We start from the raw sequence: 20,696 nt of genomic DNA, 5'->3' as shown, positions 1-20,696 counted from the left end.
GGCTTAGCCGGACCTCCGCCTCGCGGAGCTTGCCGATAATCTGCTCAACCGTGTGATTCTTCTTCGCCATTTTGCCCTCCTTCAAGCCAACCCAATCCTAACATCCGGGCTGGACCAGTTTTCGGGGGGCAGGCCAACTGGGTCGTCCTGCCGCAGGAAGCCTTGGCCGTCGAGTATTTCTACGACGCCGAGACGACGTGGCCCAAGGAGAGCCTTGATCGTCGAGCAATCTTGCTTGGTACGGTTTAGTTCGCTGACCCGGTGAGAAATGCGGCTCAGCCGCCGTCCTTCTCGGCCAGAAATTCGCCACACCGCGCCACCACTTCCGCCAGCCCCAGGCGTTCCACGGTGACGCTTTCGGGGAAAGCGCTGGTCAGGCGCGTCGGCAGCCGGCTATCCAGCATGACGAAGACGCCGCGGTCGCCGGCCCGGCGCAACAGCCGGCCGAAGGCCTGCTTCAGCCTCAGCCGCGTCAGCATGTCGTCGTAGCGGTTGCCGCCGAAGGCGGTTCGCCGCGCCTTGTGCAGGATGTCGGGCCGGGGCCAGGGCACGCGGTCGAAAACGATCATTCTCAGGCTGCGGCCCGGTACGTCGACGCCGTCGCGCACGGCGTCGGTGCCCAGCAGGCAGGAATCGGTCTCGGCCCGGAAGATGTCGACCAGCGTCGAGGTATCGATCTCGTCGACGTGCTGGGCATAGAGCGCCAGGCCGGCCCGGTCGAGGGGCTCGGCCAGGCGCTGGTGCACCTGGCGCAGCCGCGAGATGGCGGTAAAGAGGCCCAGCGCGCCGCCGCCGGCGGCCAGGAAAAGCTCGCGGTAAGCGGCGCCGATCTGGTCGGGGCTGTCGCGGCGCACGTCGTTGACCACGAAAATGCGGGTCTGGGTGGCGTAATCGAAAGGCGAGGGCAGGCTGACCCGGCTGGCCGGCAGCGCTAGATGGAGAGCGCCGGTGCGTATCTCTGCGCTGGCCCAGTCCTCGCTGTCGCCGGCCTCGTCGCGCAGGCTGGCCGAGGTCACCAGCGCACCGTGGCAGCGTTCCAGCACGACCTCGGCGAAGGGTTGTGTGGGATCGATCCAGTGGCGCCTCAGGCCGATGTCGACGACGCGGCCCTGGCTGCGCTCGATCTGGTACCAGTCGACGAAGTCCTCGGGCGGGGCGCCCCCGATGTCCTGCAGCATGGCGCGCCAGGCGGCGACGGTGTCGAGGCGGTGCTGGAGGCCGCGACAGGCGGCCTCGATGCGGCCCCTGAGAGCGCTGTCGAGCTCATCGGCCTGGTTGTCGAGCTGCGCCGCCAGCAGGCGCTTGAGGGTGCCGAGCGGGCCGGCCAGGCCGTGCAGCGCGCGCTCGAGTTGTCGTGCCGCCTGGGGCAGGCCGTCGAGCGGCGCCTCGGTGCCGGCCTCGAGGCTATAGCCGTTGTCACGGCCGGGCTGGCGGGCCTCGACCTGATCGCGCACGCGGGCCAGGAAGGTCTCGGCCGGACCCTGGGCCGCGGCGCCGCCGAGCCGTCCCAGCCAGCCCTCGCCGGGCAATGCGGCGGCGGCACGGATGGCGCCGCTCATGGCCGTCTCGGCCGCCGCTTCGCCGGCCACGAGATCGCCAAGGCGGCGCTCGAAGCCGCGGGCACGGCGCCGCCGGCCGGCTTCGCTGCCGCGGATCCAGCGCCTCAGTTCGGCTGCCTCGTGGCCTGAAAGGTGGGCCGAAAAGGCGCTGTCGGCGGCGTCGAAGACGTGGTGGCCCTCGTCGAAGACGTAGCGCGTCGGCAACTCGCGCGTATCTCCGGCTTGCACCGCCTGGATCATGGAAAGGGCATGGTTGGCGATCACCAGCTCGGCCCGCCGGGCCTTGCGCTGGGCCCGCTCGATGAAGCACTTGCGATAGTGCGCACAGGCCGAATAGAGGCACTCGCCGCGCCGGTCGGTCAGCCCCAGCGTATGTTCGGGCCCTAACAGGTGGCTCAGCCAGGAGGGGAAATCGCCGCCCACCATGTCGCCGTCGCGGCTCTGTTCGGCCCAGCGCGCCATCAGGCCGAGCGCCACGGCGCCGCCGCCCAGCGTGGCCCGGCCGGCTTCTTCCTCGAGATTGAGCAGGCAAAGATAGTTCTCGCGGCCCTTGCGCACCACAACGCGCTGGGCCTTGTCCTTGGGATCGGGGTAGAGGCGGTCGAGTTCCTGGTCGATCTGGCGCTGCAGGTTCTTGGTAAAGGTCGAGAGCCAGACGGCGGCGCCGTTCTTACGCGCCCAGAGGCTGGCGGGTGCAATGTAGCCCAGCGTCTTGCCCACCCCGGTGCCGGCCTCGGCCAGCACCACGTGGGGGGCGTCGATCTCCTGGCGCGGGGCGAAGGCGGCGGCGGCGGCGGCGCAGTAGTCGCGCTGCTGGGGCCGCTCCTCGGCGCCCTGGCCGAGCAGCGCGGCGAGCTGGCGGCGCGCCGCCTGGGGCGCCACCGGGTGGTTGCCGGGCGCCGGCAGCGGCGCCTGTTCCTGCCACTCGGGTAACCGCGCCCAGGCCTCGAGGCCGCTGCCGCGGCGGGCTCGGCCCGTCGTTTCGTTATCTCCACCCAATGCTTGCAGCACCGTTCGCGACCAGGCCCAGCCGGCCGTCGACAGCGTGGCCGCCAGCGCCAGTAGGTGTTCGTTGCCGCTCTCTCGGGTCATTTCCTCGAGCAACAGAACCACGGCCTGGTGCACCACCAGGGGCTCGTCCTCGAGGCTTTCGGGCGCGCTCAGGTCAAGCGCCTCGGCCAATCCGCCGGCCGTCGGCAAGAGGAACCGCGCCGGCCGCACGAAGGCGTAAAGCTCCAGCACGTCGGCCGCCCGCAAGGCCTTGCGGCCCAGCCGCCGGGCCGTGTTCCTGGCGTGGCAGACCATCACCGGCTGGTCCCCCCGGCGCTGGGCTTCGGCCAGGTCGGTGAGCGCGATTTCGCCATCCGGCGAGAGCCAGGCGGCGGCCCGGCCGGCGACGCTCAGGGTCGGCACCTGGGGAACGGCGACTTGGTGGCCGGCAGTCATGGCGCCAGTATAGCAAGCGTTGCGTTGACGCCCCGCCATGGCAAAGCCTATATCAGGCAATGACATCCAACGCCGACGCCGCCCTGGCCAGCAAGGCCTGGCCCTTTCTCGAAGCGCAGAAGATCGTCGACCGCCTGGCCCGGCGGCCGAACGGCGGGGCGAATGGCGGGCCGGTGCTGTTCGAGACCGGCTACGGCCCTTCGGGTCTACCCCACATCGGCACCTTCGGCGAGGTCGCCCGCACCTCCATGGTGCGCCGCGCCTTTGCCGAGCTCAGCGACCGGCCCAGCCTGCTGTATGCCTTTTCCGACGACATGGACGGCCTGCGCGGCGTGCCCGACAACGTGCCGCAAAAGGAGATGTTGGCCCAGCACCTGGGCAAGCCCCTGACCGAGGTTCCCGACCCCTTCGGCACGCACCAAAGCTTCGGCCACCACAACAATGCCCGGCTGCGGGAGTTTCTCGACCAGTTCGGTTTCGACTACGAGTTCGTCTCGGCCACGGAATGTTATCGCTCGGGCCGCTTCGACAAGGCGTTGCTGGGTGTGCTGGAGAATTACCAGGCCGTGGCGGGCGTCATTCTGCCGACGCTCAGGGACGAACGCCGCGCCACCTACAGCCCCTTCCTGCCCGTCTGCCCGAGCACCGGCCGGGTGCTGCAGGTGCCCATCGTGGAGCGCGACGTGGATGCCGGCACCGTGGTCTACCAGGACGAAAACGGCGCCAAGGTCGAGGTGCCGGTGACCGGCGGCCACTGCAAGCTGCAATGGAAGCCAGACTGGGCCATGCGCTGGGTGGCGCTGGGCGTCGATTACGAAATGTCGGGCAAGGACCTGATGGATTCGGTCAAGCATTCGAGCCAGATCTGCCGCGTCCTCGGCGGCACGCCGCCCGAAGGCTTTACTTATGAGCTGTTTTTGGACGAGAACGGCGAAAAGATCTCCAAATCCCGCGGCAACGGCCTGGCGCTCGAGGAATGGCTGCAATACGCCGCCCCCGAAAGCCTGGCGCTATACATGTTTCAGTCTCCGCGCCGGGCCAAGCGGCTGTTTTTCGACGTCATCCCCCGGGCCGTCGACGACTATCTCGCGCACCTCGCCAAGTACCCCGACCAGGACACTGAGAAGCGCCTCGCCAATCCGGTCTGGCACCTGCACGGCGGCCAGCCGCCGGCCGAGGCGGTGCCCGTCACCTTCGCCATGCTGCTCAACCTGGCCAGTGCCTGCAACGCCGAGGACAAGTCGGTGCTGTGGGGCTTCATCAGCCGCTACGTGCCCGAGGCGAGGCCGCAAAGCCACGCCATACTCGACCGCCTGGCGGGCTACGCCATCGCCTACTACGAGGGCATCGTCAAGCCGGCCAAGCAGTACCGGGCGCCCAGCCAGGCCGAGCGCCAGGCGCTGGAAGACCTGGCGGCGACGCTGGCCGCACTGGCGCCCGAGAGCGACGCCGAGGCCATCCAGTACGAGCTCTACGAGGCCGGCAAGCGACACGGCTACGAGAACCTACGCGACTGGTTCCGGGCGCTCTACGAGACCCTCTTCGGCCAGTCCCAGGGTCCGCGCATGGGCTCGTTCGTGGCGCTCTACGGCCTCAATGAGACCGTCGATCTGATCGGGCGGGCGCTGGCCGGCGAACTGGCCGGCGGCACCGATAGCGCCGCCTCGTGATCGTCGACGCGCCGCTCAAGTTTCCCGAGGACATCAGCTATTGCCTGCTCGGCGAAAATGACCTGACGCGGCATTTGCGCGATCTGCTGGCGCTGCTGCGCCCGACCGCCCGCTTCGCCGGTTTCGTCGACGAAGTGCCCAGCGAGCATCATCTGATGCTGGCCGAACTGGCCAGCGCCCGCGCCCAGGCGCTGTTTCGCGAAGGCCGCGACAAGCCGCGCCTGATCGTCTTTCCCCTGCCGGTCGACGAGATGTGGTCCTACTGGGAGTTCTCCCGGAACTTCCCCGGCGAGGTGCGCTACGACGGCGGCCTGCATATCGATAGCGGCGACTTTTTGAAATACCTCGAGGCCCAGGAGCGGGCCGAAATCGACGAAGCCGGTAATTTCCAGGTGATGATGGGGTCTTACCTGTCCTATCTCGAGGACGAGCTGGCGGCCCACCGCCAAGCCATCGCCGAGGTCGCGGCGGGGCTATCGGACGAGCGTAGCCGCCGGACCTACGACATGATCATCAGCGGCCAGCCGCAGCAGTTCTGGGCCCATTACCTGGGCCGGGTGTTCGGCTCGATCCAGTATTTCGATTACCTCGATTATGGCGCTTGCCAGGTGGTCATCAACGGCGGCGTGCTGGGCGGCTACGAGATCCCCTTCCTGGCCTGCCGGCTGCCGCCAGGCGCCCAGGTGCACAACGTCGATCCGCTGGGCCATGGGCCGCTGACCGCTTACGTACGGCCCTGGCTGGAGGCCGGATTGCAGGACTTCCACGAACACGCCGTGGCTTTCGAGAACTACTGCGGCAGCCTCGAGCTTCCCTTCGACGGCGAAGGCGAGGTCTCGGCCTGGATCAAGGCCATGCATCCCGAGGTCCCGACCTCGAGCTTTCCCTGCACCACCATCGACGCCTTCGTCGCCGAACAGGGGCTCGAGCGTCTCGACCTGATCAAGCTCGACCTCGAAGGCGCCGACGCCAATGCCGTGGCCGGGGCCCACGACAGCATCCGCCGGCTGCGGCCGCAGCTGGCCGTCAGCATCTATCACTTCGTGCCCGATTTCTGGGAGATCCCAAAGGCCCTGATGGCGCTCTGCCCCGACTACGACTTCCACCTCGAGGTCTACAGCTACGAGCGCTGGGAGACGATCTTCTATGCCATCCCGCGCGAACGCCGGGCCTGAGCCCTATTTTTTCGTAAACGCTACCTCGGCCACGTCGCGATACGATTTGGCGAAATGCACCGTCAAGCCTTCCTTGAGGTAAGCCGGCAACTCGTCGACGTCATGGCGGTTGTCGTCGGGCAGGATCAGCTCCATGACGCCGATGCGCCGCGCCGCAATCACCTTTTCCCGGATGCCGCCGACCGGCAGCACCCGGCCGGTGAGGGTGAGCTCGCCCGTCATGGCCACCTTGCGCGCCAGGCGGCGCCCCCTTGCCAGCGACAGCAGCGCGCTGGCCATGGTGACGCCGGCACTGGGTCCGTCCTTGGGCGTGGCGCCTTCCGGGACGTGCAGATGGAGGTAAATCTCGTCGAAATAACCGGCCTTGGCACCCAGTGATTCGAGATGGGAGGCCACGAAGGAATAGGCGATCTCGGCCGATTCCTTCATCACGTCGCCCAATTGGCCGGTCAGCTTCAGGCCCCGGCTTTCGCCATGGATCCTGGCCGCCTCGACGTCCAGCGTGGCCCCCCCCATGGCCGTCCAGGCCAGGCCCGTGACCACGCCGACGCCGCTGGCCGGCTTTTCCGCACGGAAGCGCGGCGGCCCCAGATAATCGGCCAGATTGTTGGCCCCGATGCGCAGCGGCGGCTTGGCCCCACCCAGGCGTTTGACCACGGCCTGGCGGATGATGCGGCCCAACTGTTTCTCCAGATTGCGCACCCCGGCTTCGCGGGCATAGCCCTCCACCACCTGGCGCAGCGCCGCCTCCGAGAGCTTGATCTCGCTGGCCTTGGCGCCGGCTTTTTCGAGCTGGCGCCGCCACAGGTGGTGCTTGGCGATGGCCACCTTCTCGCGGGCGATATAGCCCGAGAGGCGAATGCTCTCCATGCGATCCAGCAAGGGCTCGGGAATGGTATCGAGTTGGTTGGCGGTGCAGACGAAAAGCACCTTGGAAAGGTCGAAGGGCAGATCGAGATAGTGGTCCAGGAAGGCGGCGTTCTGCTCCGGATCCAGAACCTCCAGCAAGGCCGAGGCCGGGTCGCCATGGTAGGACGCCCCCACCTTGTCGATCTCGTCGAGCATGATCACCGGATTGGCGACGCCGCATTCCTTGATGGACTGGATGAACTTGCCCGGCATGGCCCCGATGTAGGTGCGGCGGTGGCCCTTGATCTCGGCCTCGTCGCGCATGCCGCCCAAGCTGAAGCGGAAGAACTTGCGCCCCAGCGCCTCGGCGATGGAACGGCCGATGGAGGTCTTGCCCACGCCCGGCGGCCCGATGAAGAGCAGGATGGAGCCGCCGATCTCGCCCCGGTTGACGCCGACAGCGAGGAATTCGACGATGCGCTCCTTGACGTCGTCGAGGCCCTCGTGGTCGCGGTCGAGCACCGCCCGGGCGGTTTTCAGATCCAGCTTGTCGGCCGAAAAACGGCCCCAGGGCAGGCGCGAGACCCAATCCAGGTAATTCCGCGTCACACCGTATTCGGGCGAGCCCAGTTCGAGGATCGCCATCTTGTCCATTTCCTCGTCGATGCGGCGCTGCGTCTCGGGCGCCAGCTCGGCGCCCTCGAGGCGTTGGCGGAAGCGTTCCAGCTCGGCCGTCTTGTCGTCCTTGGAGATGCCCAGTTCCTTCTGGATCTCCTCGAGCTGCTGGCGCAGGAAGAACTTGCGCTGGTTGTCGCTGATGTTCTCGTCCACGGAGCGCCGGATTTGGGCCTGAATCTTGGCCACCTCCAGCTCCTTCTTGAGCACGATCAGGACCTTCTGCATGCGCTCGAGAATCGGTACCGTCTCCAAGATCTCCTGCAGCTCTTCCTTTTTCGCCGAGGTCAGCGCGGCGGCGAAATCGGCAAAGGGCGAGGGGTCGGAGGGATCGAAGCGGTGGAGGAACATCTTGAGCTCCTCCCCGTACAGGGGGTTGAGCGGCAACAGCTCCTTCACGGTGTTGATGATGGCCAGGCCGTAGGCCTTGACCTGGTCGGCGTCCTCTTGCCCCGGCCCGGGGTATTCGACCTGGGCGGTATAGGGAATTTCCCTGGAAATCCAGTCGCCGAGGCGAAATCTGGCCAAACCTTCGGCGATGAATTGCACCATACCGTTGGCGCTCTTGGGTTCATGCAGGCGGATAATCGTGCCCATGGTGAACAAGGCGTCGGATCGGGGAACCTCGCTGGCGTTGTCGCCTTTGACCAGCAGCACGCCGGCCAGGCGGTCCGGGGTCTGGCTGATCTGTTCGACGGTGGAACGCCAGGGGTCTTCCTTGACCAGGATGGGCATGACCTGGCCGGGGAAGAAGGGGCGCTCGAAAAGCGGCAGGATATGCAGTGCCCGGGGAAAGCTCAGCTCGGGCACGGTGAGTTCCAACGAGGAATCCTGCTCTGCCTCCGATTCCGCGGCGACGGTCGGGGCGATGTCGTCCATGACTTCCCTATTCGCCATTCTCGGCCTCATGACAGCGGCATTCGCGGCAAAGTGCAGCGTTTGAACCAACGCGGCGATCCCCAAACTATTAGGTGCCGCCGGCAACCAAGTTCAAGTGCCGTCGCTGGATAGCGAAAAGCGGGAGCGGGTGGCCGGGCGCCACCAGCCTCCTAGAAAACGCTACAGCCCTCGGCGTATTCGAAATAGAGATCGCGGGCGCGCTGGGCCATGGGGCCGGGCTGCAGGTCGCGCTCGTCCAGGCGGATGATGGGCTGCACCTTGGCATAGTTGCCGGTGGTGAAGATCTCGTCGGCCTCCATCACCTCTTCCAGCCGGATGGTGTGTTCGACCACCTCGGTGCCGTCTTGGCGCAGGAGCTGGATGATGCGCCGGCGCGTGACGCCATCGAGGAAAGTGCCGGTGGTCATCGGCGTCAACGCCACGCCGTCCTTGGCGATCCAGATGTTGGCGGTAGAGAGTTCGGCGACGTTGCCGTTGGGATCGAGGATCAGGGCGTTGTCGTAGCCCTTGGCCGCGGCCTCGCGCAAAGCCCGGCCGGTGTTGGGATAGAGGCAAGGGGCCTTGGCGTCGGTCGGGGCCTGGTCGCGGCCGGGGCGGCGGAAGCTGGAGAGGCAGACCTTGAGCCCCTCGTAAGGCGGCATTTCCATCTCGTAGACCGCCAGGGTGAACTTGGTGCTGCCGGGTTCGGGCAGAACGAAGCCCTCGGTGGCGAAGAACATGGGCCGGATGTAGAGCTCGCTCTCCTTGGGAAAGCGCCGCACGCCCTCGATGCAAAGGGCCTCCACCTGTTTGGCGTCGAGCTCCGGATCCAGACCCAGGGCGTTGGCCGAGACCAGCAGCCGCTGACAATGCATGTCGAGGTCGGGGGCCAGGCCGCGGAAGGCGCGGGCGCCGTCGAAGACCACCGATGACATCCAGAAGGCGTGGTCCATGGGACCGGTCAGGGCCGGGTTCTTGTCGTACCACTGACCTTCGTAATAGATCGCCTCCATGGCCCCCTCCCTTTTTTGCAAATCGGCCCACTGGCCCCAAAACGGCGCAGCATAACCTCTCGCAGGGCCGCGGGAAAGATGCCCCTACTGGCTGACCCAGACGATGCGAGCCATCCAATCGACCTCGCCCACCGGCAGCAGGCGGTCCTCGGCCTGCTGGTTGAGGGAATGCAGATCGAAGCGCGCGGCGCTTTTGCGCCGCAGTTCCTTGGCCATGACCTCACCCTCTCGGGTCTTCACCACAACCCGGTCGCCGCGCCGGATGCGGCTGGCCGGCGAGACGACGATGACATCGCCGTCACGGTAGACCGGCACCATGCTGTGGCCGCTGATCTCGAGGGCGTAGGCGCCGGGGTCATTGATATCGGCCACCACGACCTCGTCCCAACCATGGCCGGCGGGATAGCCGGCGTCGTCGAAATAGCCTTTGTCGCCGGCCTTGGCCAGGCCCAGCAGCGGCACCCGGCGGGGGGCCTTGAGACCAGGGTCCTCCTCGGTCAAGGCGAAGAAATCGGATAGCGACCAGTCCGTCACCTCGATCACCTTGGCCACGCTTTCGGTGCTGGGCCAGCGAGGGCGGCCGCCGCCGGTGGTGCGCTTGCTGGGATTGAAGGTGGTGGCGTTGAGGCCCGCCTTGCGCGCCAGCCCCGAGGCCGAGAGCTGGTTGTGCCGTGCCAAGGCGTCGATGGCCTTCCAGATACCGCCGTGGCTCAACATGCAAATACCCCGAATTTTGCCTGGGAATATATTCAGGCTAGCACGAATGGCGAGCTGCCATAGCGGTCCGTTGACACAAGGCGATCATCGCCGGAACATGGCGCCACCTTGTCCGGGAGCAGTTCATGACCATCGACCCCCAAGCCCAAGCGGTGCTGGACGCCATTGCCCAGGCCGAGGCCGCGGGCCGGCCCAAGAGCGAAACCCTGGAGCCCGATGCCGCCCGCCAGCAATATCGCGAGACCCGGGCGGCGGTGACGCCGGAGGTGCCTGAGGTGGCGCTCTCCGAAGACCTGCGGGTGCCCGGGCCGGGCGGCGAGATTCCCTTGCGTTTCTACCGTCCGGCCGGCAGCACCGAAAATCAGGCCTTGCCTGTGCTGGTCTACTACCACGGCGGCGGCTGGGTCTTCGGCGATCTCGAAAGCCACGACGTGGTCTGCCGCGCACTCGCCAACGCCGGGGGCTTTGCCGTCTGCTCGGTGGACTACCGCATGGGCCCCGAGGACAAGTTCCCGGCCGCCGTCGATGATGCCAAGGCGGTGGTCGATTGGCTCGCCGCAGGAGCCGGCGGCCGGGCCGTCGAGGCCGGCCGGCTGGCGCTGGGCGGCGACAGCGCCGGCGGCAACCTGGCCGCCGTGGTGGCCCTGCTGGCCCGCGAGCAGGGGCCGGACATTGCCTTTCAGGCCCTGATCTACCCGGCCACCAGCATGCTGCGCGACACCCCCAGCCACGAGGAATTCGGCGAAGGTTATCTGCTCACGGCGGCGATGCAGATGTGGTGCCAGAACCATTACCTGAACGGTCCCGCGGACCAGACCGACTGGCGCGCTTCGCCGTTGCTGGCGGATGACCTTTCAGGCTTGCCGCCGGCTTTTGTTCTGACCGCCGGGTTCGACCCCCTGCGCGACGAAGGCCGGGCCTATGCCGAGCGCCTGCGGGCGGCCGGCGTGGCCACCACGTACCGCTGCTTCGAGGGCCAGATCCATGGCTTCATCACCATGGGCAAGGTCGTCGATGCGGCCGCGGAGGCGATTGCCGAGACCGCCGGACAGGTGGCCGAGGCGTTGATCTGATAAGGTCGCGCCATGTGCGGCCGGTTTGCCTTTACCTCTCCCGTCGAAGCCATGCGCCAATTGTTCGGTGTCGAGGATCGGCCCAACTTGGCCCCGCGCTACAACATCGCCCCGAGCCAAGAGGTGGCTATCGTTCGTAACCCGGGTGGCGAGGGCCGCCGCCTGGCCATGGTGCACTGGGGGCTGTTGCCGTCCTGGGCCAAGGAGCGCAAAATCGCCGCCCGCCTGATCAACGCCCGGGCCGAAAGCGTAGGGGAAAAACCTTCGTTCCGGGCCGCCTTCCGGGCCCGGCGCTGCCTGGTGCCGGCCGACGGATATTACGAATGGCTGGCCATGAAAGACGGCAAGCAACCCTATCGCCTGGCGCGGCGCGACGATGGGCTGTTTGCCTTCGCCGGGCTTTGGGAGCGCTGGATGCCGCCCGAGGGCGGCGCGGCGGTGGAAAGCTGTACCATCATCACGACGGCTGCCGACGCTGCCGTGCGGCCCATCCACCAGCGCATGCCGGCAATTCTCTCGCCCGATGACTATGCCTCCTGGCTGGGCGAAAGCGCATCTTCGCCGGACCAATTATTGGCCCTGGTGCAGGACGCAAGCTCACCCGATCTGGTTGCCACGCCGGTCTCGCGGCGTCTCAACAACCCGCGCCACGACGATGCCGCCTGCGCCGAGCCGGTCGAGCTCGAGGCATGAGCGGTCTCTACCGCCTGGCCTGGCCGCTGTTGCGCCGGCTCGATGCCGAGACGGCGCATCGGCTCTCGATCAAGGCGCTGGGCACGGGCTTGTGGCGGGCGCCGGCCTTCGATTCGCCGCGGCTGGCGTGTCGCCTGCTGGGCCTCGATTTCGCCAACCCCATCGGCATGGCGGCCGGCTACGACAAGGACGCCGAGGTGCCGGACGCGCTGCTGGGACTGGGTTTCGGCTTCGCCGAGGTGGGCAGCGTCACTCCCCGCCCCCAGGCCGGCAATCCGCGGCCCAGGCTCTTTCGCCTGCTCGAGGACCGGGCCGTGATCAACCGCATGGGCTTCAACAACCGGGGCCTGGAGCATCTCGCCAGACGCCTGGAGGCGCGGCCGCGTCCCCAGAGGCAGGGTATCGTCGGCGTCAATCTGGGGGCCAACGGCGACAGCGACGACCGCGTCGGCGACTATGTCAGCGGCCTGAAAAGGTTGCAGGGGTTGGCCGATTATCTGGTCGTCAACGTTTCCTCGCCCAATACGCCCGGCCTTAGGGACTTGCAGGCCGGGGAGGCGCTGGCCGAGCTTTTGGACCGCCTGTTGGCGGCCCGCACCACGGCGGTGCCGCTTTTTTTGAAAGTCTCGCCCGATCTTGCCGAGGGCGAGGCCGAGGCCATATCCGAGGTGGTGCTGGCGCGGGCCGTCGACGGCCTCGTCATCAGCAACACCACGCTGGCCCGCCAAGGGCTTCGCAGCCGCCATTGCCACGAAGCGGGCGGCCTCAGCGGGGCGCCGCTGTTCGAGCCCTCGACGGCGCTGCTGGCCCGCTTTTACCGCCTGACCGGCGGGCGCCTGGCGCTGATCGGTGTCGGCGGCGTGGCCAACGGCCGCCACGCCTATGCCAAGATCCGGGCCGGCGCCTCGCTGGTGCAGCTCTATACCGCCCTGGTCTACCAGGGACCCGGCCTGATCGGCCGCCTCAAGTGCGAACTGGCGGCGTTGCTCGAAGCCGACGGTTTTGCCCATGTCGGCGAAGCCGTGGGCCTCGACGCCGGTTGAGCGGAGAAGTGACGGCCGGCATTTTCTTCTGTATCAAGGCCTGAACCCGGCCCCGGCAAGGAACGAGAGCACCATCACAGCCATCACTCAAATCGCCTTGATCGCCGCCTACGCCCTGGCCGCCCTGGCGCTGGGGGCGGGCCTGACCCAGGTGGCCGGTGTGGCGCCGCTTATCGCGGCGCTGCTGGGAGCGCTGCTGTTCCTTGCCGCGGTGTTGCTGCAAGAGGCCCTCAACCGCCGCCGGCAGGGGCGCCAAACCCAGGCGGCGCTCAGCCGGGCGGGCGAGCAACTGGCGGCGCTGAAGGGCCGGCTGGTGGCCGCCGAGAAGTCGTTGACCGAGGTCCGCGCCACTATCGACCAGGCCGAGGGCTGGAACTCCGACCAGATGGTGGCCGAGATGCACACCATGCAGGGGCTGCTGGAGCGCCTGGCCGAGCGCAGCCGCAGCCGCCGCCAGGTCAAGAGCGACGGCCCGCTGGGCGACCGCATCCGCACGGCGGCGCCGGCCGCCCTGGCCAAGTCGCTATCCAACGAGGAAATCCTCGAGATCACGCAACAGGGACTGGAGCAGAACCGCGTCGATCTCTATCTCCAGCCCGTGGTCAGCCTGCCCGAGCGCAAGGTCCGCTTCTACGAGACCTTCTCGCGCATCCGCAACGACCAGGGCAACGTCATCCTGCCGGAACAATATCTTTCGCTGGCGGCCGAACAGGGGTTGCTGGCCGACATCGACAACATGCTGCTGTTTCGCTGCGTCCAGCTCATCCGCCGGGCCCAGATCGACAAGCTAACGGTGGGATTCTTTTGCAACCTGGCCTCCGAGAGCCTCAACGACAACGAATTCTTCCCCCAGTTCATCGAGTTCATGCGGGCCAACGCGGCGCTGGCCGACAACCTGGTTTTCGAACTGGCCCAGAGCGACATCATGAACGCCGGCATCGAGCGCAATCTCAAGGCCCTGGCCCGGCTCGGCTTTACCTTCTCGCTGGACAAGGTTTCGGACCTCTCGTTCAACTTCGCCGGGCTGGCCAAGCGCGGCTTCCGCTTCCTCAAGGTGCCCTCGGCGGTGCTGCGCGACCGGGCCAACTACGAGGACCTGCCTTTCCACATCGACGACTACAAGAACGCGGTCAACCGCGCCGGGCTGCAGCTTGTCGCCGAGAAGGTGGAGGAGGAGAGCGAGGTCATCGACCTCTTGGATTTGGGCATAGACCTGGGCCAGGGCTTTTTGTTCGGCGAGCCCCGGCCCAGCCGCGAAGTCAGCGCATGAGCCCAGGGACCGACATCGCCGTCTTGCCCGGACTGGCCGCCCTGGCCGAGCGCTACGAGGGCCTCATCGTCGACCTTTGGGGCGTCATCCACGACGGCCAGCAACCCTATCCCGGCGTGCTCGACTGCCTCGACCGCCTGCGCCGGGCCGGTTGCCGCGTGGTGCTGCTCTCGAACGCCCCGCGTTCGGCAAGCCGGGTCATGGCGGCGCTCGCCGGCATGGGCATCGGGGCCACGGAGGTCGACGGCCTGGTGACTTCGGGGGACGTGACGCTCGAGGCGCTAAAGTGCCGCCCCGACGCCTGGCACGCTCGGCTCGGGCACTTCTTCCTGCATCTCGGTCCGGCCCGCGATTGGGGCCTGTTGCACGACACGCCATATTGCGAAGTGGTGGGGCTGGAGGAGGCCGATTTCATCCTCCTCAGCGGTTTCTACGACGACGAAAACGAAAGCGCCGAGGACTACCGCGAACTGTTCACCGCAGCGCTCGGCCGTGGCCTGCCCATGATCTGTGCCAACCCCGATCTCAACGTCATGCGCGGCCCGCGCACGGTGCCCTGCGCCGGCTCGCTGGCCGCGGCCTACGAGGAGCTGGGCGGCCAGGTGCGCTACCACGGCAAGCCCCACGCCGGCGCCTACGACCTCGCCGTCGAACGCCTGGGCGGCCTGGCGCGGTCGCGCATCCTGGTGGTCGGCGACAGCCTGCGCACCGACATTGCCGGCGCCGCCCGGGCCGGCATCGATGCGCTGTTCGTCTCCGGCGGCCTGCACGCCGACGAATTCGCCCCGGCCCCCGAGCCCCCCGCCGCCGAGGCCGTGGCGGCGCTCTGCCGCCAGGCCGGCCAGCAACCCATGGCCGCCGTGTGCCGCTTCAACTGGTAGCGGGTCAGGTTACCGTCCGGCGGCTGCGAAAGGAATCCTGCCGCCATTCGCCGCTTTCCAGGATCTCCGCCAGATGCCCGGCGGCATCCCAGACGTCGACGTAACGGAGATAAAGCGGCGCCAGGCCGAAGCGCATGATGTCGGGGTCGCGGAAATCGCCGATCACGCCGCGCCCGATCAGGGCCTGCACCAGGGCATAGCCCTGGGGGTGGTGGAACGAGACCTGGCTGCCACGCTGGTCGGGATCGCGGGGCGAGGCCAGCGCCAGGTCGTGGCCGGCACAGATCTCCTCGACCCTCTCGATCAAAAGCTGGCCCAAGGCCTGGCTCTTGTGGCGCAGCGCCGCCAGGTCGACATCCGCCCAGATCTCCAGCGCCGCCTCCAGGGCGGCCAGCGAAAGGATCGGCGGGGTGCCGCAGAGATTGCGCGCGATACCCGGGGCCGGTTCGTAATCAGGTGCGAAAGCGAAGGGATTGGCATGGCCCATCCAGCCCGGAAGCACGGGTTCGATGCCGCCCTGATGGCGAAGGGCTACGTAAAGAAAAGCCGGAGCGCCGGGGCCGCCGTTGAGGAACTTGTAGCCGCAGCCGACGGCGAAATCGGCGCCGTCTTCGTCCAGCGCCAGCGCCAGCGCCCCGGCCGAATGGGCCAGATCCCAGACTACCAGCGCCCCGGCCGCGTGGACCGCCGCCGAAATCGTGGCCATGTCATGCAATTGGCCGCTGCGGTAGTCGACATGGGAGAGCGCCACCACAGCGGTATCGCCGTCGATGGCGGCGGCGATGTCCTCGGCATCCAGGCGTTCGAGGCTGCGCCCGCCGACCGCCTCGCAAGCCGCCTGCAGCAGGTAGAGATCGGTGGGAAAGTTGGCCGCATCGCCGATCACCCGGTGCCGATCCGGGCGCAGCCTGAGCGCCGCCACCAGGGCCTTGTAAAGGTTGATCGAGGTGCTGTCGGCGGCCACCACCTGGTCCGGCCCGGCGCCCAGCAGCGGCGCCAGCTTCTCGCCCACCCTGGTCGGCATGGTGAACCAGTCGGCCTCGTTCCAGGAGCGGATCAGGCCCTCGCCCCATTCCCGCCGGATCAGCGATTGCAGTCTCCGCTGCACGGCGCGTGGCGCCGCCCCCAGGGAGTTGCCGTCGAGGTAGATGACGTCGGCCGGCAGCTCGAAGTCCTGGCGCCTGGCGGCCAGGGGATCGAGGCGGTCGAGTTCGAGGCATTCTTGTCGTTTCATGGCGGTTCCGGAAGCGGTGGCAGCAGAGCTTGCGGGATGGCGGCTCAGGCCGCAAGCGGCGCGTTTGCCAGAAAGCTTTGGGATATGGCAAAGTAATTGTTCCGGGGGGGGTAGTCGCGGGGCGGGTTTATGGTTGCGGAATTGTTGCAACACATACTCGAGTTGCATGAGCTGTGGCTGGCGGGATCGCCGGGCGGCAAGCGCGCCATGCTGACCGATCGCAACCTGGCCGGGCTCGATCTACGAAATGTCGTGTTGCAGTCCGCCGACCTGGGTGGTGCCGACTTCAGCAACAGCAACCTCAGCGGTGCCAATCTGAGCCAGTGCCGTCTTACCGGCGCGATGCTGGCGGGAGCCAATCTGGAGGACGCTTCGCTCTTCCGGGCCGATCTCAGCGATGCCGACCTGCGCGGCGCCTGCCTGCGCGGCGCCAACCTGGAAGAGGTCGACGTCTGGCGCGCCAATTTTCAGGGCTGCATCATCGGGGCCGACATTTTGCACGGACTATTGGGTTGCGCGCAGCCGTAACTGATTGTAATATAATGTGAATTCGATGCAGGTGACAAACCGTTGGGGGTCTGGCAACATATTGCCCATACCGACCGCCGGAAAATGTCGGAGAGGACTGGAGACTAAACGATGCTTCGTCGAGTGGGGATGGTGGCACTGTTGATCGGCCTTGCCGGCCTGGTCAGCGGCTGCGCCGCGCCGCTCATCGGTGCCTTCGCCATGAAAGACATCATCACCGTCGTTTCGCTGTCGTCGACCGTGATTACCGGCAAGGGTGTCGCTGAATATGCCGTCGACGCCGTCAGCGGCCGGGATTGCCGGGTCATCGAAGGCGTGTTGCGCCAGGACCGGGATATCTGCGAGGTGCCGGGCTCGTTGGCTACGCGCCAGGACTTCAGGGGCATCGGCCCCATTCTGGCCCGTCAGATCGAACCCGCCAGCAGCGCCATCATGGTGGCTTCGCGCGGTCTTGGCGGCCAGGGCGCGGCGGCCGGCGGCAACGCCGAGATGAGGCTGGTTTCGCTGGTCGATTATCCCGATGCGGATAACGCCGGGTTCGGCCCCATGTGGAAGAAACCGAGCGTCGGCTTGACGGGCTGGGAAATGCTCTCCAGCCGCCAGGCGATTTTGGTCAAAATGCGGCGGCCCAAAGACCTGATGGCGGTAGGCTACGGGCATTAGCCCGAATTTCTCACCGCCAAGGTTTCTCGCGGGTCGCTCGGCGACCCTTTTTTTGTCCCCCCAGGGTCGCCAAGCGACCCTTTGTATTATCCCTTGTGCGGCGCCGCCAGGTAATCGTGGCTGCGCATCTCCATCAGCCGCGAGGCGGTGCGGGCGAATTCGAAGGTGCCGTCGCCGCGCGGATAGAGCTGATCGGGCTCGACCTCGGCGCTGCAGATCAGGTTGACGTGGTGCTCGTAGAGGATGTCGACCAGATTGACCAGGCGCCGGGCGGCGTTGCGCTGGGCCGCCTCGAGGCGCGGGATGCCTTCGAGGAAGACGGTGTGGAATTGGCGCGCCACTTCGATGTAGTCGGCCGCGCCCACGGCCTGTTGGCAGAGCTCGGCAAAGGCGAAACGGGCGATGCCGCCGCTGGCCGCCGGAATCTCCAACAGCCGTCCCTGAACCGGAATCCGCTGCCGCGACGGCGTTGCGCCGTCGGTCAGGTGATCGAAGGCGGCCTCGATCCGGGCATCGGTCTCGGGATCGAGAGGCGTGAAGTAAACCGGCTGGTGGTTGAGGCGCGCCAGACGGTAGTCCGCTGGGCCATCAAGCGCGAGGACATCGAGGCGTTGCGTGATGAGGGCGATAAAGGGCAGGAAGAGCTCGCGGTTGAGACCCCCGGTGTAGAGCTCATGGGGCGGCCGGTTGGAGGTGGCGACGATCACCACGCCGAGCTCGAAGAGCGCCTCGAAGAGGCGGCCCAAAATCATCGCGTCGGCAACGTCGTGAACCTGGAACTCGTCGAAACAAAGCAGCCGGATGGCGGCCAGGTCGCGAGCCAGTGGCAGGATCGGGTCTCCGGGCGTGTCGCCCGGCGTGGTGCCTCGGTGGGCCTGGCGCCAGACGTGGATGCGCTTGTGCACCTCGATCATGAAGGCGTGAAAGTGCACTCGCCGCTTTTGCGCCAAAGGCAGGGTGGCAAAAAAAAGGTCCGCGAGAGCCGATTTGCCGCGTCCCACGTCGCCATGCAGGTAAAGCTCCCGAGGCGGCGGGGGGGCGGGGGCTAGGCCCAGCCGCTGGGCCCAGTTGTTGCCGTCGGCCCTTTCAGGCCTGCCCTCGCCAAGCTCGGTGGCCAGGGTTTGCAACCTCTCGGCCACCCTTTCCTGGGCCGCATCCGGCTGCCAGGTGCCGTCATGCAACAGGGTTCGGTAGGCGGCAAGGGGGCCGTCGGCAGGTGCGGGCATGGCGAAATAGAGCCCCCGTCAGTCCTTTGCCAGGGCTTCCATGGCCTCGGCGAGGGCTGCATCCCCAGCCGCCCGCAAGGCGGCTATGACGCCTAAACGGTCCTCGGCGCCGCGGTTCTGGCTCAACTTGACCTTGCCTTCGAGGCGCTCGATGGGCATCTCGAAAACCACGATACCGTCGATCATGCGGTCCACGAATTCATCCGCACCGCTTAGCTGCCAGGGCTTGGCCAGGGCCGCCTCGAAGTGCTCGACCTGGGCTTCCAGCATGGTCCGCGCCTGCTCACGGTCCTCGACCGGGGTGGGGTGGCCGTGGGCGTGGACGGCAACGTAGTTCCAGGTCGGCACGGCCGGCGCGCTTTGGTACCAGGACGGCGAGACGTAGCCGTGCGGTCCCTGGAAGACGATGCTGGTAGGGACCCCGGCGGCGAACGAACGCCAGTGTGGGTTGGCCCGGGCGAGATGGCCTTGCAGGCGGCCCTGCGAGCCGGCGTGGGCCGCGAACAGCAGTGGCAGATGGCTGATTTCCAGGCCCTCCGGGCCAGGCGTGATCATCAAAGCAAAGGGATTTTCCGTCATCACGGCCTGCAGCGCCTGGGGCTCATCCAGGCGGAAATGGTCGGGTGTGTACATGATTGCCTGCGGTTGCCCGGCGCGAATACGGGTCGCGGCCCTACATTCGTTCGGCCAGCTTGATCTTGAGATCGCCGATGGCCTTGCCCGGATTGAGGCTCTTGGGGCAGGTGGCGGTGCAGTTCATGATGGTGTGGCAGCGGTAGAGCCGGAAGGGATCCTCCAGCTCGTCGAGGCGTTCGCCGGCGTGTTCGTCGCGGCTGTCGTCGATCCAGCGCAGCGCCTGCAGCAGCACGGCCGGACCGAAATAGCGATCGCCGTTCCACCAGTAGCTCGGGCAACTGGTCGAACACGAGGCGCAGAGGATGCACTCCCACAACCCGTCCAGCTTGGCCCGGTCGTCGCGCGATTGCAGGCGTTCGCTGTTTTGCGGCGGCGCCGACTTGGTCTGCAGCCAGGGCTTGATGGTGGTGTACTGGGCATAGAAAGTGGAAAGATCGGGCACCAGATCCTTGATCACCGGGGTATGGGGCAGGGGATAGATCTTGACGTCGCCGCGGATGTCCTCGATGGCCTTGGTGCAGGCCAGGGTGTTTATGCCGTCGATGTTCATGGCGCAACTGCCGCAGACGCCCTCGCGGCAGGAGCGGCGGTAGGTCAGCGTCGGTTCGACCTCGTTCTTGATCTTGATCAGGGCGTCCAACACCATCGGGCCGGTCTGGTCCAAGTCGAGCTCGAAGGTGTCGACCGAAGGGTTCTTGCCGTCGTCCGGATTCCAGCGGTAGATGCGAAAGCGCTTTATTCGCTTGGCGCCGTCCGGGGCTTTGAAGGTCCGGCCCTGGCCGATTTTGGAATTCGCCGGCAACGTGAACTCAGCCATGACGTCTTTTCCTCACTCTGCGCTTAATAGACTCGGGCCTTGGGCTCGATGTACTCGACCTCGTCGGACAGCGTGTAGGTATGCACCGGACGGTAGTCGAGCCGCGCCTGGCCGGCATCGTCGAGCCAACTGAGCGTGTGTTTCATCCAATTCACGTCGTCGCGCTCGGGGAAGTCTTCGCGGGCGTGGGCGCCCCGGCTTTCCTGACGCGCCACGGCACCTTGCAGGGTGACGATCGCCTGGCGCAAAAGGTTGTCCAGCTCCAGCGTCTCCATGAGGTCGGAATTCCAAATTAGCGAGCGGTCGCTGACCTTGAGGTCGGCCATGGCGGCCCAGGTCTTGGCGATCTTTTGACGACCCTCCTCCAGCACCTCTCCAGTTCGAAATACGGCGCAGTATTCCTGCATGACGTTCTGCATGTCGTCGCGGATCTCGGCCGTCGAGTTGCCGCCGGCCGCGTGACGGAAACCATCGAAGCGGGCCAGCGAGGCTTCCACCGCCGCCTCGGTAAGCGGCTTGTGAGGCGCTCCCGGGGTTATGGTTTCGGCTGCCCGCAGCGCCGCCGCGCGGCCGAAGACGACGATGTCCAGCAGCGAATTCGAGCCCAGCCGGTTGGCCCCGTGGACCGAAACACAGGCCCCCTCGCCAA

General features: G+C 67.0%; 18 protein-coding genes. 9 read left to right on the top strand and 9 right to left on the bottom strand.

The window, feature by feature from the left end; genetic code table 11:
• Nucleotides 1-275: 275 nt before the first annotated feature.
• Nucleotides 276-3,005 carry an ATP-dependent DNA helicase gene (locus QGG75_13585; GenBank protein MDP6068263.1) on the bottom strand — a complete coding sequence of 910 codons (2,730 nt, stop codon included), beginning with the start codon at nt 3,003-3,005 and terminating at the stop codon, nt 276-278.
• 59 nt (nt 3,006-3,064) lie between these two features.
• Between QGG75_13585 and QGG75_13580 the strand changes: the two genes are divergently transcribed.
• Together QGG75_13580 and QGG75_13575 are read left to right on the top strand one after the other, a co-directional pair.
• On the top strand, nt 3,065-4,675 hold the full coding sequence (locus QGG75_13580) for a lysine--tRNA ligase (GenBank protein MDP6068262.1): 1,611 nt from the start codon (nt 3,065-3,067) through the stop codon (nt 4,673-4,675).
• A complete protein-coding gene (locus tag QGG75_13575) occupies nt 4,672-5,850 on the top strand; it encodes an FkbM family methyltransferase (GenBank protein ID MDP6068261.1) in 1,179 nt (392 codons plus the stop codon). The genes QGG75_13580 and QGG75_13575 overlap by 4 nt, the downstream gene beginning before the upstream one ends.
• Nucleotides 5,851-5,853: 3 nt before the next feature.
• On the opposite strand, the gene lon is transcribed toward QGG75_13575, so the two are convergent.
• From lon to QGG75_13560, 3 genes are all read right to left on the bottom strand, one after another.
• Complete coding sequence (gene lon / locus QGG75_13570; GenBank protein ID MDP6068260.1) at nt 5,854-8,271, bottom strand: endopeptidase La; 2,418 nt, start codon at nt 8,269-8,271, stop codon at nt 5,854-5,856.
• 152 nt (nt 8,272-8,423) lie between these two features.
• Nucleotides 8,424-9,266, bottom strand: a complete 843-nt coding sequence (locus QGG75_13565) for a branched-chain amino acid aminotransferase (protein ID MDP6068259.1) — start codon at nt 9,264-9,266, stop codon at nt 8,424-8,426.
• An 84-nt stretch (nt 9,267-9,350) separates the two neighbouring features.
• On the bottom strand, nt 9,351-9,983 hold the full coding sequence (locus tag QGG75_13560) for a helix-turn-helix transcriptional regulator (GenBank protein ID MDP6068258.1): 633 nt from the start codon (nt 9,981-9,983) through the stop codon (nt 9,351-9,353).
• Nucleotides 9,984-10,108: 125 nt separating this feature from the next.
• On the opposite strand from QGG75_13560, the gene QGG75_13555 reads away from it, so the two are divergent.
• From QGG75_13555 to QGG75_13535, 5 genes are read left to right on the top strand one after another with little or no spacing between them, the layout of a single operon-like run.
• Nucleotides 10,109-11,056 (top strand): alpha/beta hydrolase, encoded by a 948-nt coding sequence (locus QGG75_13555; protein ID MDP6068257.1) that lies wholly within the window; start codon nt 10,109-10,111, stop codon nt 11,054-11,056.
• A gap of 12 nt (nt 11,057-11,068) precedes the next feature.
• Nucleotides 11,069-11,749 (top strand): SOS response-associated peptidase, encoded by a 681-nt coding sequence (locus QGG75_13550; protein ID MDP6068256.1) that lies wholly within the window; start codon nt 11,069-11,071, stop codon nt 11,747-11,749.
• Nucleotides 11,746-12,792: a quinone-dependent dihydroorotate dehydrogenase gene (locus QGG75_13545; GenBank protein ID MDP6068255.1), complete on the top strand. Its 1,047-nt coding sequence runs from the start codon at nt 11,746-11,748 to the stop codon at nt 12,790-12,792. The genes QGG75_13550 and QGG75_13545 overlap by 4 nt, the downstream gene beginning before the upstream one ends.
• A complete protein-coding gene (locus QGG75_13540) occupies nt 12,758-14,062 on the top strand; it encodes an EAL domain-containing protein (protein MDP6068254.1) in 1,305 nt (434 codons plus the stop codon). Before QGG75_13545 ends, QGG75_13540 begins: the two co-directional genes overlap by 35 nt.
• Nucleotides 14,059-14,943, top strand: coding sequence for a TIGR01459 family HAD-type hydrolase (locus tag QGG75_13535; GenBank protein MDP6068253.1), 885 nt, complete (start codon nt 14,059-14,061; stop codon nt 14,941-14,943). Before QGG75_13540 ends, QGG75_13535 begins: the two co-directional genes overlap by 4 nt.
• 4 nt (nt 14,944-14,947) lie before the next feature.
• On the opposite strand, the gene kynU is transcribed toward QGG75_13535, so the two are convergent.
• The gene (kynU, locus tag QGG75_13530) at nt 14,948-16,177 is read right to left on the bottom strand and encodes a kynureninase (GenBank protein ID MDP6068252.1); all 1,230 of its coding nucleotides are present in this window, start codon (nt 16,175-16,177) and stop codon (nt 14,948-14,950) included.
• Between the two features lie 129 nt (nt 16,178-16,306).
• Between kynU and QGG75_13525 the strand changes: the two genes are divergently transcribed.
• Both QGG75_13525 and QGG75_13520 read left to right on the top strand, forming a co-directional pair.
• Nucleotides 16,307-16,705: a pentapeptide repeat-containing protein gene (locus QGG75_13525; protein ID MDP6068251.1), complete on the top strand. Its 399-nt coding sequence runs from the start codon at nt 16,307-16,309 to the stop codon at nt 16,703-16,705.
• Nucleotides 16,706-16,816: 111 nt separating this feature from the next.
• On the top strand, nt 16,817-17,368 hold the full coding sequence (locus QGG75_13520) for a hypothetical protein (GenBank protein ID MDP6068250.1): 552 nt from the start codon (nt 16,817-16,819) through the stop codon (nt 17,366-17,368).
• 86 nt (nt 17,369-17,454) lie between these two features.
• On the opposite strand, the gene zapE is transcribed toward QGG75_13520, so the two are convergent.
• From zapE to QGG75_13500, 4 genes are all read right to left on the bottom strand, one after another.
• On the bottom strand, nt 17,455-18,594 hold the full coding sequence (gene zapE / locus QGG75_13515; GenBank protein ID MDP6068249.1) for a cell division protein ZapE: 1,140 nt from the start codon (nt 18,592-18,594) through the stop codon (nt 17,455-17,457).
• Nucleotides 18,595-18,612: 18 nt separating this feature from the next.
• Entirely contained in the window at nt 18,613-19,227 is a 615-nt protein-coding gene (locus QGG75_13510; GenBank protein MDP6068248.1) for an FMN-binding negative transcriptional regulator, read from the bottom strand.
• Nucleotides 19,228-19,267: 40 nt separating this feature from the next.
• Nucleotides 19,268-20,047, bottom strand: coding sequence for a succinate dehydrogenase iron-sulfur subunit (locus tag QGG75_13505; GenBank protein ID MDP6068247.1), 780 nt, complete (start codon nt 20,045-20,047; stop codon nt 19,268-19,270).
• 23 nt (nt 20,048-20,070) lie between these two features.
• Nucleotides 20,071-20,696: succinate dehydrogenase/fumarate reductase flavoprotein subunit (locus QGG75_13500; protein ID MDP6068246.1), on the bottom strand; the 626-nt coding region annotated here is incomplete at its 5' end.

This window comes from Alphaproteobacteria bacterium, from assembly GCA_030740435.1.
Classification (GTDB): Bacteria; Pseudomonadota; Alphaproteobacteria; order UBA2966; family UBA2966.
Note: the sequence above shows the minus strand (reverse complement) of the source record. Positions and strands in the feature narration are given on the sequence as shown.

Coding starts and splice junctions, on each gene's coding strand:
- QGG75_13585 (MDP6068263.1), bottom strand. CDS start 3,005: ATGACTGCCGGCCACCAAGTCGCCGTTCCCCAGGTGCCGACCCTGAGC.
- QGG75_13580 (MDP6068262.1), top strand. CDS start 3,065: ATGACATCCAACGCCGACGCCGCCCTGGCCAGCAAGGCCTGGCCCTTT.
- lon (MDP6068260.1), bottom strand. CDS start 8,271: ATGGCGAATAGGGAAGTCATGGACGACATCGCCCCGACCGTCGCCGCG.
- QGG75_13565 (MDP6068259.1), bottom strand. CDS start 9,266: ATGGAGGCGATCTATTACGAAGGTCAGTGGTACGACAAGAACCCGGCC.
- QGG75_13560 (MDP6068258.1), bottom strand. CDS start 9,983: ATGTTGAGCCACGGCGGTATCTGGAAGGCCATCGACGCCTTGGCACGG.
- QGG75_13555 (MDP6068257.1), top strand. CDS start 10,109: ATGACCATCGACCCCCAAGCCCAAGCGGTGCTGGACGCCATTGCCCAG.
- QGG75_13550 (MDP6068256.1), top strand. CDS start 11,069: ATGTGCGGCCGGTTTGCCTTTACCTCTCCCGTCGAAGCCATGCGCCAA.
- QGG75_13545 (MDP6068255.1), top strand. CDS start 11,746: ATGAGCGGTCTCTACCGCCTGGCCTGGCCGCTGTTGCGCCGGCTCGAT.
- QGG75_13540 (MDP6068254.1), top strand. CDS start 12,758: ATGTCGGCGAAGCCGTGGGCCTCGACGCCGGTTGAGCGGAGAAGTGAC.
- QGG75_13535 (MDP6068253.1), top strand. CDS start 14,059: ATGAGCCCAGGGACCGACATCGCCGTCTTGCCCGGACTGGCCGCCCTG.
- kynU (MDP6068252.1), bottom strand. CDS start 16,177: ATGAAACGACAAGAATGCCTCGAACTCGACCGCCTCGATCCCCTGGCC.
- QGG75_13525 (MDP6068251.1), top strand. CDS start 16,307: ATGGTTGCGGAATTGTTGCAACACATACTCGAGTTGCATGAGCTGTGG.
- QGG75_13520 (MDP6068250.1), top strand. CDS start 16,817: ATGCTTCGTCGAGTGGGGATGGTGGCACTGTTGATCGGCCTTGCCGGC.
- zapE (MDP6068249.1), bottom strand. CDS start 18,594: ATGCCCGCACCTGCCGACGGCCCCCTTGCCGCCTACCGAACCCTGTTG.
- QGG75_13510 (MDP6068248.1), bottom strand. CDS start 19,227: ATGTACACACCCGACCATTTCCGCCTGGATGAGCCCCAGGCGCTGCAG.
- QGG75_13505 (MDP6068247.1), bottom strand. CDS start 20,047: ATGGCTGAGTTCACGTTGCCGGCGAATTCCAAAATCGGCCAGGGCCGG.